This window comes from Rhodopseudomonas sp. NSM (assembly GCF_052445935.1).
Lineage (GTDB): Bacteria > Pseudomonadota > Alphaproteobacteria > Rhizobiales > Xanthobacteraceae > Rhodopseudomonas.
Genome location: NZ_JBQTCH010000002.1, coordinates 337,989 through 351,553, shown reverse-complemented (window position 1 = coordinate 351,553; position 13,565 = coordinate 337,989). Strand labels below are relative to the sequence as shown.

Sequence of the window (13,565 nt, the reverse complement as noted above, 5' to 3'; positions counted from 1 at the left end):
GCAATTGCTGCGCTGATCCTGGCCTGCGGTGGGAAACCGCAGGGCAGCATCGGGCAACGCGCTTGACGTTGCCGCCGGGCTCGGATTTGAGGAAGCGATTGTCTTTGAACAGTTGTCGCAGGGCGCGGATGCCGCGCCGGTCGCGCGCATGTCGACGGGGATTTCGATGAGAACGATTGTTGTCCTGGTTTCGCTGCTGGCTTCGGGCGCGGCGCTCGCGCAGACCGCGCCTGCGCCGGCCAAGCCGCCGATGATCGGCGATCGGCCGCTGGTGCAGGTCAAGCCGCGTGGCGACGCGACGGCCCGGAACGGGGCCGCCAGTCCGGCCGGCAAGCCATCGATCGCGGCGCAGCTGCAGGGCTGCCTCGAGATCGAGGACGGCAGCAAAGAACGGCTCGACTGCTACGATGCGATCTATCCGCCGAAACCGAAGGCGCCGAAGCCCGGCGCCAAACAGCAGCCGGCCAAGGCGGTTTCCGACTGCCGCCTCACCAAGGAGGAGGACGAGCGGCTGGCCTGCTACAACGGCTTCGCCCAGGCGCTCCCGAAGCCGCCGAAGACCTGACCGCGGACGCGCTCCGCCGAGCGAGCCGACGGCCCGCCGTCGCAGAGGAGTCGATCGATGGCCCATCGCCTGCTGGTTTTGTACGGCTCGTATCGCTCCGACCGAATGGGCATCCGGCTCGCGAACTACATCGTCGCGGAGCTGCGTGCGCGCGGCGACGACGTCGAACTGATCGACGCCAAGGCGATCGGGCTGCCGATGCTCGACCGGATGTACAAGGAATATCCCAAAGGCGAGACCCCCGCCGCGATGGAGACGCTCGCGGGAAAAATCCGCGCGGCGGACGGCTTCGTGTTCGTCACCGGCGAATACAATTGGGGGCTGCAGCCGGGATTGAAGAACCTCACCGATCATTTCCTCGAAGAATGGTTCTGGCGGCCGGCGGCGATCGCGAGCTACTCGGCCGGACGCCTCTCCGGCGTGCGTGCGGCGACCGCGTGGCACGGCACGCTCAGCGAAATGGGCATGGTGGTGATCTCGTCGACGCTCGCGGTCGGTCCGATCGCGCAGACGCTCGACGCCGACGGCCAGCCGACCGGCGACGCCGGGAAATCGCTCGCCCGCGCGTTCCCGCGCTTCGCCGAGGATCTCGCCTGGTGGGCCGAGGCCGCGAAGGCGCAGCGGGAGAAGACGAAGCCGCCGTATTGAGTGTGGCCGCGCCGCGCATTACATCCGGGTGATGCACGAGATCACCGAAGCCGAGATCGCCACGATGGTGCGCACGTTCTACACGCGTGCCCGCGACGACGAACTGATCGGCCCGATCTTCGACCGCGCAGTCGACGACTGGGATCATCACATCGCGCAGATCACCGATTTCTGGTCGTCGATGCTGCTGAAGACCGGGCGCTACGGCGGCCGGCCGATGCGACCGCATCTGGTGCTCGATCTGGAACCCGCGCATTTCGACCGCTGGCTGGCGCTGTTCGAGGCAACCGCCAGCGAGCTGTTTGCGCCGGAGCTGGCGGCGGCGTTCATCGTCCGCGCCCGCCGCATCGCCGACAGCTTCGAGATGGGCATCGCCACCACGCAGGGCAAGGTCACAGTGCCGCGACACAGCGTGTAGTTCAGCCGACCACTGTCATTCCGGGGCGCGCGCATCGCGCGCGACCCCGGAATCCCGAGGTTGCTGCATTCCGCGCAGAACAGCCCGAGATTCCGGGTTCGCGAGCTGGCGCTCGCGCCCCGGAATGACGTCGCCGTGCGGTTTGATTTACTTCGCCGCAGCCAGCTTGTCCTGCGTCTTCGTCTCGAAGTCTGCGGCGTCGTGGCGTTCGTGGAGCTGGCTCGCGGGATCGCCGGAGACGCGGTTGACGATGCGGCCGCGCTTGACTGCAGGGCGCGCGCCGATCGCTTCGGTCCAGCGCTTCACGTTGGTGTAGCTCGCGACGTCGAGGAACGTCGCGCTGTCGTTGTACAGCCAGCCGTTGACGAGCCCGCCGTACCACGGCCACACCGCGATGTCGGCGATGGTGTAGTCCGCGCCCGCGAGATACTCGGTTTCCGCCAAACGGCGGTCGAGCACATCGAGCTGCCGCTTCACTTCCATCGCGAAACGGTTGATCGGATACTCCCATTTCTCCGGCGCGTAGGCGTAGAAATGGCCGAAGCCGCCGCCGAGATAGGGCGCCGAGCCCATCTGCCAGAACAGCCAGTTCAGGCACTCGGCGCGGCCGGCCGGATCGGTCGGCAGAAACGCGCCGAATTTTTCGGCGAGATACAGCAGGATCGAACCCGACTCGAACACGCGGATCGGCGGCGAGGCCGAGCGGTCGAGCAGCGCCGGAATCTTGGAATTCGGATTGACCGCGACGAAGCCGGAGCCGAACTGATCGCCGTCGCCGATCTTGATCAGCCAGGCGTCGTATTCGGCGCCGCTGTGGCCGGCTGCCAGCAGTTCCTCGAGCAGGATCATGACCTTCTGTCCGTTCGGCGTCGCCAGCGAGTAGAGCTGCAGCGGATGCTTGCCGACCGGCAGTTCCTTGTCGTGCGTCGCGCCCGCGACCGGCCGGTTGATCGACGCGAATTTGCCGCCGTTCTCCTTGTCCCAGGTCCAGACTTTGGGCGGCGTGTAGGGGGCGTCGGTCATGCGGGGCTCCGGCTGTTTCGGATTGTCGTTGCGGCGGGAAGCTGAGATTGGCGCATGCGCGGCGATTGGCAAGGGGTAACGCGGCGGGAATGTCTAGACCGCCGCGCGGCGTGCGGGCTCGTCGTCCGCATCGGACCGTGCGGTGCCGCCGCCGGCACGCTTGGCGGCATAGAGGGCGCGGTCGACCTGCTCCAGCAGGTGCGCCGTCGAGCCGGCGGCGAACTCGCCGTCGTTGACAAGAACGCCGGCGCTGGCGCCGACGCGAACCGGCAGGTCCGACAGCAGATACGGTTTCGAGAGCTCGAAGATTGCCCTGCGCGCCAGTTCCAGCGCGTCGGCTCGCCCGTGCTCGCCGGCGGCCACGGGTTTCAGCATCATGAATTCGTCGCCGCCGAACCGTGCGGCGATTCCGTCGGCGCCGGCGCAGGTTGCCAGCCGCGCCGCGACCTGGCGCAGCAGATCGTCGCCGGCGTGGTGACCGTGACGGTCGTTGACCGGCTTGAAGCCGTCGAGATCGATCGCGATGATGGCGAAGTTGCCGCCGATGGTGGCGAGCGACTGCAGAAACGCGGCACGGTTCGGCAGGCCGGTGAGGAAATCGCGGCTCGCCTGAAGCGCCAGCCGATGCCTGGCCTCGAGCCGCTCGACGAAGGCGGCGCTGAGATGTTTGGAGGCTTCGCGTAAGGTCAGCCAGAAGAACACCAGCATCACGGCGCCGACATTATACGCGAGTTCCGGCCGCATCAGGCCGGCGACGACGGTCGGCAGCAGCAGGGCCGCCGCGGCGGTCAGAATAACCCAGGGGCGGATCGCCGCCCGCGACACCATGCCGACACAGAACGACATCGACAGGCCGAACGCCAGCCAGGCCCCGGGTGCGTCGCCGAGATGCAGCGTCCGATACGACAGCGCGCCGAGCGCGAGGCTGAAGGCGCACGCGCCGGCGCCGTAGATCCGCTCCCATCGCACCACCTCGACGTCCGATAATTTTCCGGCGCGGGATTTGTAGCGCAGCAGCGAAGCGATCCGGGCCGAGGCCGTGATCAGGATCAGCAACGCGATCACCGCGTAGCCGGGATCGCCGTCGATCACAGTGAGCGCGACGGCGCCGATCACGGAGGTGACGCTGATCGCCATCACCTGCGGCAGCGAGGTGTACAGCAGGTCGACCAGCTCGCGGCGGACGCGCGGATCAGGATGCAGAAATCTGGACAACATCGTGAAGGGCATGGTCGGCACCATGTCCGCGACTTCCTAACAACCGATAGGTAATCGAATGCAGCGCGCGCCACCGATTGTGGCGTCGTTAACAAACGGTGAAAACGGAATCACCGCGCTGAACTTGACCGGTGAACGTGTCGGTGATCGGCGCCCACCGCGATCCGCCGGCGCTGGTTGCGCCGGATCGATCTTTCAATCAGTCAGCCTGTCGAACAGCTGAGCGTTCATCGATATGCGGGGGTCATCGGCGATCTGCCGGCCTCGGCGGATCGAAGGTTCGGATCGTCGGGATCGGACCGGCGTACTTCTCGCATTCGACGACGGTCACCTGACCGGTGCAGCCTTGCGCCAGCCGCGAGGTTCCGACGTCCCGTGTCAGCACGTTCGGGTTGCCGTGGACGCAGAGGGGAGGGCCGTCGCCGTCGGGTTGCGGGTCGTACCATGCACCGGTCGGCAGATGGATCACGCCCGCCGCAACCCGGTCGGAGATCGCAGCGGCCGCAAGACAGGCGCCGCGATCGTTGAACAGGCGGACGATGTCGCCGTCGGCGATGCCGCGCGTTCGTGCATCGGCGGGGTTGAGGCGCACCACCTCGCGGCCGGCGACTTTGCTCGATTGGCTGTACCGGCCGAAATCGAGCTGGCTGTGCAGCCGCGTCGCCGGCTGATTGGCAATCAAGGTCAATGGATGGCGCGTCGTCGCCGGTTCGGTCGAGGGCAGCCAGGTGGGATGGCCCGGACAATCATCGTAGTCGAAGCCCGCTATGGTCTTCGAGAATATCTCGATCCTGCCGCTCGGCGTCGGCAGCTTGTGCGCTTCCGGATCGCTCCGGAACGCGCGCAGCATTCCGCCGTCGTCCGGCTCGGACGGTAGCGCCAGTTCGCCGCGGCGCCAGAATTCGTCGAAGGTCGGCGCATCGTGGCCCTTGCCGGCCAGTGCTTCGCGGGTGGTCTCGTAGAGATGCGCCATCCATTGCCGGCTGTCGCGGCCCTCGGTGAAGGCTTGCTCGACGCCGAGGCGACGCGACAGCTCGACGAAGATATCGAAATCGTCGCGCGCCTCGCCGATCGGGGGCGCGACTTTTCGCATCGCGATCAGCCGCGGATCGGTGGCCGCCGCGCCGATATCGTCGCGCTCCAGCGTCATCGTCGCCGGCAGCACGATATCGGCGAAGCGCGCCGAGGGCGTCCATGCAGTTTCGTGGACCACGATGGTTTGCGGGACGTTGAAGGCAAGGCGAAGCCTGTTGATGTCCTGATGATGGTGGAACGGATTGCCGCCGGCCCAATACACCAGCTTGATGTCCGGGTAGTGCAGCGTTCGGCCGTTGTAGTCGAACGGCTGCCCCGGATTGAGCAGCATGTCGCTGATCCGGGCGACCGGGATGAACGCCTCGACGCCGTTGCGGCCCTGCGGCATGGTCGGAATCGGAACGGCATTGACGCGCCGTCCGGTGTGTCCGAGCGCGCCGAGCGCGTAGTTGTAGCCGCCTCCGGGCAAGCCGATCTGTCCGAGCATGGCGGCGAGCACCGCGCCCATCCACACCGGTTGCTCGCCATATTGCGCGCGCTGCAGCGAATGCGACACGGTGATCAGGCTGCGTCCCTGCGCCGATCTGCGGGCGAGGTCGACGATTTCCGTGGCGTCCATGCCGGTGATGGCCGATGCCCATCCGGCGTCCTTCGGCTGGCCGTCATCGAGGCCGAGCAGGTAGCGCTCGAAGATATCGTAGCCGGTGGCGTGGCGCGCGAGAAAATCCCGGTCGTGCAGCTTCTCGATCACCAGGCTGTGCGCCAGCCCCAGCATCAATGCGACGTCGGTGCCGACCCGGATCGGAAGCCATGTCGCGGAGGCTTGCTCGGGCAGGTCGTCGCGTAGCGGGCTGATACAATAGAACCGTGTCCCGCGCTGCGCCGCCTTGCACATCGCATCCCGCTCGATATGCCGGCTGATGCCGCCGCTGGCGACCATCGAATTCTTCAGCGCCATACCGCCGAACGCCAGCACCACATCGGTATGCTCGCTGACCTGTTCCCAGGTGACGTTGCGCCGTGACAACGCTTCGAACGATCCGAGTACGTGCGGCAGGATCACGGCGGATGCGCCGGCGCTGTAACTGTTGACCGAGCGGACATAGCCGCCGAACGCAACATTCAGAAGCCGATGGATCTGGCTCTGCGCGTGATGAAACCGGCCTGCGCTGGCCCAGCCGTATGAACCGCCGAAGATCGCCGCGGCGCCGTGATCGGTGTGAACGCGCGACAATTCGGCGGCGAGCAGGTCGAGTACCTCGTCCCAAGGTAGTTCGACGAACGCGCCTTCGAAGGTTCGCGGCTCGCCGGTCTTCTCCAGCCAGCTTCGCCGAACCATCGGCCGTTCGATCCGGGCCTTGTGCCGCAACGCGTCGGTGAAATTGCCGAGAATGGGTGACGGGGCCGGGTCGCCTGCATCCGGCGCGACGTCGACGACTTCACCGTTCCACCGCGCCGAGAAGGCGCCCCAATGCGAACTGTGCGTGCTCCAGCCGTCGTTCATGCCGTTGTTCTCCTTCGACCGTTCGAGCCCGCCGATCGTCTCGCGAACGAGCCGAGACCGCACGGGTTGCGATCGTTCTAAATTGATAGGAATGCCGCGCGGTCACGTCCGACATGCGCGGCGAAGTGGAAGCCTAAACATTTGTGACCGTTGCGTCGGCGTGCCACAAGAGCGAAGATTTTCGCTTGCAGTGCAAATTTCGGACACCTCCCGGAACCCCGTGCGAGCGAGCGCGACCATACCGCAAGGAAACAATGTGCAAGCGTGCCGCCCCGATCCATTGACGAGACGTTCATGACCCGGCGTCGCCTGCCGTCGCTGATTGCCTTGCGCGCCTTCGAGGCGGTCGGCCGCACCGGCAGCGTTCGCGCTGCGGGCGACGAACTCGCGGTCAGCCACACCGTCGTGTCGCGTCATCTGCAGAATTTGCAGAAGTCCCTCGGGGTCGCTTTGGTGCGCGGCGAGGGCCGCGGGGTCATGCTGACCGACGCCGGCCTGACCTTTCACACCCAGATTTCCCAGGCGTTCGACATCATCGCCCGCGCCACGATGAGCGCGCGGCCGTCGTCGCTGCCGACGCTGAACATCTGGTGCATCCCCGGTATCGCCAATCGTCTGCTGTTGTCCCGGCTGCCGGAGCTGACCGGGCCGCCGCGCAATTGGGAGGTGAATCTGCAGCCGACCCTGACCCATCCGGATCTGGCGCGGGCCGAGGCGGACGCCGAGATCGTCTATGCCGACGTGGTCGATTCCCGAGGTCCGCTGGTCTCCGAAGCATTGGTGCGGCCGCGCGTGTTTCCGGTGGCGAGCCCCGCTTATCTCGCGCGTTATCCGGTCATCGGCAGTCTCGAGGACCTGTCGAAGATCGCGTTGATCCACGAGGAATCCACCGAGCAATGGACGCGCTGGTTCGAACTCGCAGGGCTCGACGACCTGCCGCCGCTGCGCGGTCAACGGCTCTGGCACGCCCATCTGGCGATCGAAGCGGCGAGGCTCGGCCAGGGCGTTGCGATCGGCAACGAGGTGCTGGTCGAGGACGATCTGCGCTCCGGCGCGCTGGTCGAGGTGATCAGTTCGTCGGTCTATATGGAGACCTATCAGTTGGTGGCGCTGAAGGAGCGTTGGGACGATCCGGAGATCGTCGCGCTGCGCAACTGGCTGAAGCGGGTGCTGGCGGAACGCTAGACGAGCCGGGCGCGACGAAGCCCGCGCGCTGCGCTGACTGTCCGGTGGGCAGGGCGCACAACAAAACGCCAACATCTGCTCGCGATCGGGCAGCCTCGATCGATTGGTGCACGCAAGTCACCAGAGCGAACTTACAAGCTGATTGATTGCCGCCGCCGCCGCTCTAGCCTCGCTAACAGTGCGGGAGAGAGCTGATGACGAATAGTGAGTTGCTGGCGCGCAGGCAGGCGGCCGTTGTGCGAGGCGTGAGCCAGGCCACGCCGATCTTTGCGGAGCGAGCGCAGAACAGCGAGATTTGGGACGTCGAGGGCAAGCGCTACGTCGACTTCGCCGGCGGTATCGCCGTGCTGAATACGGGCCACTGCCATCCACGTATCGTCGAGGCGATCCGCGCTCAACTGGACCGCTTCACGCATACCTGCTTCCAGGTACTTCCCTATGAATCCTACATCCGGCTCGCCGAGCGGTTGAACGAACTGGCGCCGATCAACGGTCCGCTGAAATCCATCCTGCTCAGCACCGGCGCCGAAGCCACCGAGAATGCCGTCAAGATCGCCCGCGCCGCGACCGGCCGCAGCGGAGTCATCGCGTTCACCGGCGGTTTTCACGGTCGCACCGCCTTTGCGTCGGCGATGACCGGCAAGGTCATTCCCTACAAGAAGGCGCTGGGGCCGCCGTTGCCGGGCGTCTGGCACGTGCCGTTTCCGGTCGCTGGTAGTGACGTCACGGTCGACGACGCGCTGCGCTGCGTATCGTTCATCTTCAAGGCCGACATCGACGCCTCGCAGGTGGCCGCGATCATCGTCGAGCCGGTGCAGGGCGAGGGCGGCTTCCATCAGGCGCCCGCCGAACTGATGCGCGGCCTGCGCAGGATCTGCGACGAGAACGGCATCGTGCTGATCGCCGACGAGGTGCAGACCGGCTTCGGTCGCACCGGCAAGATGTTTGCGATGGAGCACTACGACGTCCAGGCGGACATCGTGTGCGTCGCCAAGAGCCTCGCCGGCGGCATGCCGCTGTCCGGCGTGATCGGTCGGGCCGCGATCATGGATGCGGCCGAGCCGGGCGGACTCGGCGGCACCTATGCGGGCAATCCGCTGGCCTGCGCCGCGGCGCTGGCGGTGCTCGACGTGTTCGAGCAGGAGAACCTGATCGCGCGCGCCAACCAGATCGGCGAGCGGCTTCGGTCCGCGATCGATCGCTTCGCGCTGTCGAACACGCTGGTGCCGACCTCGGTCGCGCGTGGGCCGGGCGCGATGGTCGCCTTCGACATCCTGAAGCAGCGCGGCGGCAACGAGCCGGATGCTGAGACGACCAGGCGGGTGACGCGGCTGGCCTATGAGAACGGCCTGATCCTGCTGTCCTGCGGAACGGCTGCCAACACGATTCGTATCCTGGTGCCGCTGACGGCATCGGACGCCATCGTCGACGAGGGGCTCGCGATCCTGGAGAGCTGCCTCGCCGCGTAGCAAGGGTGCGCGTGAGCGTACCGAAACGGGAATGGTCGAGATGTTGATGCCGAGTGATCCGGGCCTGTTGGCCGAGCGCTGCCTGATCGGCGGCAAGTGGTGTGGCGAGCCCGTCGATGCCGTGTTCAATCCTGCGACAGGCGAGCGCGTCGGCGCGGTGCCGCGGTTCGGCGCGGACGAAGCCGGGGAGGCGGTGCGGGCCGCCGAGATCGCTTTCCGGACGTGGTCGAAGCTGCTCGCGAAAGAGCGCGCGGCGATGCTGCGCGGCTGGTTCGATCAGATCATCGCCAACCGCGACGACCTCGCGCGGTTGCTGACGTCGGAGCAGGGCAAGCCGCTCGCGGAAGCCTTGGGCGAAATCGACTACGCGGCGTCGTTCGTGGAGTTCTATGCCGAGGAGGCGCGGCGCATCTACGGCGAAACCATTCCGTCGCACCGCGCCGATTCCAGAACGATCGTGATCCGGCAGCCTGTCGGCGTCGTCGCGGCGATCACGCCGTGGAATTTTCCGGCGGCGATGATCACCCGCAAGGTCGCGCCCGCGCTCGCCGCCGGCTGCACCGTGGTGATCAAGCCGGCGCCGGAGACGCCGCTCACCGCGCTGGCGCTCGGCGTGCTGGCGCAGCGCGCCGGATTTCCGCCCGGCGTGCTCAACATCATCACCGGCGACGCTCCTGCGATCGGCAAGGCCTGGACCGAGCATCCGACAGTGCGGGCGATCAGCTTCACCGGCTCCACCGAGGTCGGCAAAATCCTGATGCGCCAGGCCGCCTCGACGGTGAAGAAGGTCGGCCTCGAACTCGGCGGCAACGCTCCGTTCATCGTGTTCGACGACGCCGACCTCGACGCCGCGGTCGACGGCGTGATCGCCTCGAAATTCCGCAACATGGGGCAGACCTGCGTCTGCGCCAACCGCATCTACGCGCAGGAGCGGATCTACGAGCCGTTCGTCGAGAAGCTCACCGCGAAGGTGGCCACGTTGAAGGTCGGCAACGGACTCGATGCCGGTGTGACCCAGGGGCCGCTGATCACCAGGGAGGCGGTCGGCAAGGTCGAGCGGCATCTCGCCGATGCCGTCGCCAAGGGGGCGAAGATCGTGCTCGGCGGCAAGCGCCATTCGCTCGGGCGCACGTTCTTCGAGCCGACGGTGCTCGCCGCGGTGACGACCGAGATGGTGATCTCGCACGAAGAGACATTCGGTCCCGTCGCGCCGATCTATCGCTTCACCGACGAAGCGGACGTGATCGCGCAGGCGAACAATTCGCCGTTCGGACTCGCGTCGTACTTCTACGCGCGCGACCTCGGTCGGGTGTTCCGGGTCGCGGAGGCGCTGGAGTCCGGCATGGTCGGCGTCAATTCGGCGCTGCTCGGCGCCGACGTGGTGCCGTTCGGCGGCGTCAAGCAATCAGGCCTCGGCCGCGAAGGATCGCGCCACGGCATCGAGGAATATGTCGAGACCAAATACATCCTGCTCGGCGGCCTCGATCGGTGATCCGGCCGAGCATCGATACACATTCATAAAACCTGGGGAGACCGACGCGTGGCGACTGACACATTGACCAACACGGATTCGATCACCGACAGCCTGCGTGCGGCCGTCGATCGCAATTTCGACGATCAGGTCGCGTTCCTCCAGCGCATGGTGCAGTTCCGCAGCCTGCGCGGCGAAGAGGCGCCGCAGCAGGCGTGGCTGGCTGAGCAATTCGCTGCCCGCGGTTACCAGGTCGATACGTTCAGTCTCGCCGACGTCGACATCGCCAGCCATCCCAAGGCGGCGCCGATGGACGCCATCGATCCTGCCGGCTCGATGCAGGTGGTCGCGACGGCGGACAGCGACGGCAAAGGCCGCAGCCTGATCCTGCAGGGCCACATCGACGTGGTGCCGGAGGGTCCGGTCGATCTGTGGAACGACCCGCCGTTCGCCGCCACGGTGCGCGACGGCTGGATGATCGGCCGCGGCGCGCAGGACATGAAGGCCGGCGTCTCAGCGATGATTTTCGCGCTCGATGCGATCCGCACCGCCGGCTACGCGCCCGATGCGCGGGTGCATCTGCAGACGGTGACCGAAGAGGAAAGCACCGGCAACGGCGCGCTCTCGACCCTGATGCGCGGCTATCGCGCCGACGCCTGCCTGATCCCGGAGCCGACCGGGCACACACTGACGCGCGCCCAGGTCGGCGCGGTCTGGTTCCGGCTGCGGGTGCGCGGCACGCCGGTGCATGTCGCCTATTCGGAGACCGGCACCAGCGCCATCCTGTCGGCGATGCACCTGATCCGCGCTTTCGAGGAGTACACCAAGACGATCAACGCCCGGGCGGTGCGCGACCCGTGGTTCGGGCAGATCAAGAATCCGATCAAGTTCAATGTCGGCATCATCAAGGGCGGCGATTGGGCGAGCTCCACCGCCGCGTGGTGCGAATTGGATTGCCGCCTTGGCCTGCTGACCGGCGAGACGCCGGCCGAGGCGATGCGCGGCATCGAACAGTGCCTCGCCGATGCGCAGGCGGCCGACGCCTTCCTCTCGGAGAATCCCGCCGAGCTGATCTGGAGCGGATTCCAGGCCGATCCCGCGGTCTGCGAACCCGGCGGCGTCGCGGAAGCGGTGCTCGGCACCGCGCATCAGGCGGCATTCAACGCCCCGCTCGACGCGCGGCTGTCGACCGCGGTCAACGATACCCGCTACTACTCGGTCGACTACGGCATTCCGGCGCTGTGCTACGGGCCTTACGGCGAGGGTCCGCATGCGTTCAACGAGCGCGTTGATCTCGAAAGCCTGCGCAAGACGACGTTGAGCATCGCGCTGTTCGTAGCGGAATGGTGCGGGCTGAGGAAGCTGTGATGGCGATCGCGGCCGCGTCGACCTCCGCCACGCAGTCCATGACCGGCGCCGACCGGCTGTGCGACGCGCTGCTCGCGCACGAGGTCGACGTCTGCTTCGCCAATCCCGGCACCTCGGAGATGCATTTCGTCGCGGCGCTCGATCGCCAGCCGCGGATGAAGTGCATCCTCGGCCTGTTCGAAGGCGTCGTCACCGGCGCCGCCGACGGTTACGCGCGGATGCGCGACCGGCCCGCGGCGACGCTGCTGCATCTCGGCCCCGGCCTCGCCAACGGCCTGGCGAACATGCACAACGCGCGGCGCGCGCATTCGCCGATGATCAACATCGTCGGCGATCACGCGGTCGAACATCTGCCGCTGGATTCGCCGCTGACCAGCGATATCGATTCGCTGGCGCGCCCGATGTCGCGCTGGGTGAAGCGGATCGGCGATCCGACGCGGATCGATCACGATGTCGCGGAAGCCTGGTCGCAGAGCATGGCGCCGGGGATATCGACGCTGATCCTGCCCGCCGACATGGCGTGGAACGAACATGTCTACCGCTCGGCGCCGACGCGGGGGAAGCGGCTGCCGCAGACGCCGCTGCAGCAGGAAACGGTGGCGCGTATCGGCGATGCGATCCGAACGAAGCGCCGGGTGGTGTTGCTGCTGACCGGCGCCGCTTTGCGCGAGCGGCCATTGCGGATCGCCGACGACATCCGCCACGCCACCGGCGCGGAGATCTACGCGCAGGGCGCCAATGGCCGGATCGAACGCGGCCGCGGCCGCGCGCCGATCGCGAAACTGCCGATGACCCACGAGATCGGCGGCGCGATGCTGCGCGGTGTCGATATGGTGGTGCTGATCGGCGCCAAGGAGCCGGTGTCGTTCTTCGCCTATCCGAACCGGCCCGGCCGGCTGGCGCCGCCGTCTTGCGAGATCGTGCAATTGGCGCGTCCCGATCAGGACCTGTTGCAGGCGCTGGAATGGCTGGCGGACGAGGTCGGCGCGGTGTCGACGACGGCCTCGGCCGCTCCGCGCGCTGCTGCGGCTCCGACGTCGCGAGCGGGCGACGCCCTGAGCGTCGATGCGGTCAACCGTCTGGTCGCCGAGCGACTGCCGGAGCAGGCGATCGTCTGCGACGAGGCGCTGACCTCGTCTGGGTTCTTCGACTACTCCTATGATGCGCCGCCCCACGATTATCTGCAGATCACAGGCGGCGCGATCGGGATCGGCATCCCGATGGCGGCAGGCGCCGCGGTGGCGTGTCCCGATCGCAAGGTGATCAACCTGCAGGCCGACGGCAGCGGCATGTACACGGTGCAGGGGCTCTGGACCCATGCGCGCGAAAATCTCGACGTGCTCACCATCGTGTTCTCCAACCGCTCCTACGCCACGCTGTGGGGCGAGATGAGCAAGGTCGGCGCGCAGACGCCGGGCCGCAATGCGCAGCGGATGCTGCAGCTCGACCAGCCGGAACTCGATTGGACGAAGATCGCGCAGGGGCTCGGCGTCGACGCCAGCCGCGCGACGACGGCGTCGGAATTCGAGCGGGCGCTCGACGCTGCGCTCGGCCGCCGCGGTCCGTGCCTGATCGAGGCGATGGTCTGATGTGGATACCGACCTCGACGCCGACGTCGATGTCGCGGGCGAACTACCAATTCAATCCAACGCGGGGGATCT

At 67.0% G+C, this 13,565-nt stretch carries 11 protein-coding genes; 8 read left to right on the top strand and 3 right to left on the bottom strand.

Annotated elements, in window-relative coordinates; translation table 11 throughout:
- Positions 1 to 166 precede the first annotated feature (166 nt).
- Genes ACTZWT_RS05895 through ACTZWT_RS05885 form a run of 3 tightly spaced genes read left to right on the top strand, consistent with a single transcriptional unit; the run spans position 167 to position 1,631 of the window.
- On the top strand, positions 167 to 565 hold the full coding sequence (locus ACTZWT_RS05895; protein ID WP_444768767.1) for a hypothetical protein: 399 nt from the start codon (positions 167 to 169) through the stop codon (positions 563 to 565).
- Between the two features lie 57 nt (positions 566 to 622).
- Positions 623 to 1,213 (top strand): NADPH-dependent FMN reductase, encoded by a 591-nt coding sequence (locus ACTZWT_RS05890; RefSeq protein WP_444768766.1) that lies wholly within the window; start codon positions 623 to 625, stop codon positions 1,211 to 1,213.
- Positions 1,214 to 1,244: 31 nt separating this feature from the next.
- Positions 1,245 to 1,631, top strand: a complete 387-nt coding sequence (locus ACTZWT_RS05885) for a group III truncated hemoglobin (RefSeq protein WP_444768765.1) — start codon at positions 1,245 to 1,247, stop codon at positions 1,629 to 1,631.
- A 147-nt stretch (positions 1,632 to 1,778) separates the two neighbouring features.
- Here the strand turns inward: ACTZWT_RS05885 and yghU are convergent, their stop codons facing one another.
- The 3 genes from yghU to ACTZWT_RS05870 all read right to left on the bottom strand — a co-directional run bounded on the left by yghU (position 1,779) and on the right by ACTZWT_RS05870 (position 6,411).
- On the bottom strand, positions 1,779 to 2,654 hold the full coding sequence (gene yghU / locus ACTZWT_RS05880; RefSeq protein ID WP_444768764.1) for a glutathione-dependent disulfide-bond oxidoreductase: 876 nt from the start codon (positions 2,652 to 2,654) through the stop codon (positions 1,779 to 1,781).
- 93 nt (positions 2,655 to 2,747) lie between these two features.
- The gene (locus ACTZWT_RS05875) at positions 2,748 to 3,896 is read right to left on the bottom strand and encodes a diguanylate cyclase domain-containing protein (protein ID WP_444768763.1); all 1,149 of its coding nucleotides are present in this window, start codon (positions 3,894 to 3,896) and stop codon (positions 2,748 to 2,750) included.
- A 220-nt stretch (positions 3,897 to 4,116) separates the two neighbouring features.
- Complete coding sequence (locus tag ACTZWT_RS05870; RefSeq protein WP_444769211.1) at positions 4,117 to 6,411, bottom strand: molybdopterin guanine dinucleotide-containing S/N-oxide reductase; 2,295 nt, start codon at positions 6,409 to 6,411, stop codon at positions 4,117 to 4,119.
- Positions 6,412 to 6,705: 294 nt separating this feature from the next.
- Between ACTZWT_RS05870 and ACTZWT_RS05865 the strand changes: the two genes are divergently transcribed.
- The 5 genes from ACTZWT_RS05865 to ACTZWT_RS05845 all read left to right on the top strand — a co-directional run bounded on the left by ACTZWT_RS05865 (position 6,706) and on the right by ACTZWT_RS05845 (position 13,493).
- Positions 6,706 to 7,596, top strand: a complete 891-nt coding sequence (locus tag ACTZWT_RS05865; protein WP_444768762.1) for a LysR substrate-binding domain-containing protein — start codon at positions 6,706 to 6,708, stop codon at positions 7,594 to 7,596.
- Between the two features lie 194 nt (positions 7,597 to 7,790).
- The gene (gabT, locus tag ACTZWT_RS05860; protein WP_444768761.1) at positions 7,791 to 9,065 is read left to right on the top strand and encodes a 4-aminobutyrate--2-oxoglutarate transaminase; all 1,275 of its coding nucleotides are present in this window, start codon (positions 7,791 to 7,793) and stop codon (positions 9,063 to 9,065) included.
- Between the two features lie 40 nt (positions 9,066 to 9,105).
- Complete coding sequence (locus ACTZWT_RS05855; protein ID WP_444769210.1) at positions 9,106 to 10,557, top strand: NAD-dependent succinate-semialdehyde dehydrogenase; 1,452 nt, start codon at positions 9,106 to 9,108, stop codon at positions 10,555 to 10,557.
- 48 nt (positions 10,558 to 10,605) lie between these two features.
- On the top strand, positions 10,606 to 11,904 hold the full coding sequence (locus tag ACTZWT_RS05850; RefSeq protein ID WP_444768760.1) for an ArgE/DapE family deacylase: 1,299 nt from the start codon (positions 10,606 to 10,608) through the stop codon (positions 11,902 to 11,904).
- Positions 11,904 to 13,493 carry an acetolactate synthase large subunit gene (locus ACTZWT_RS05845; protein ID WP_444768759.1) on the top strand — a complete coding sequence of 530 codons (1,590 nt, stop codon included), beginning with the start codon at positions 11,904 to 11,906 and terminating at the stop codon, positions 13,491 to 13,493. Before ACTZWT_RS05850 ends, ACTZWT_RS05845 begins: the two co-directional genes overlap by 1 nt.
- The last annotated feature ends 72 nt before the right edge of the window (positions 13,494 to 13,565 follow it).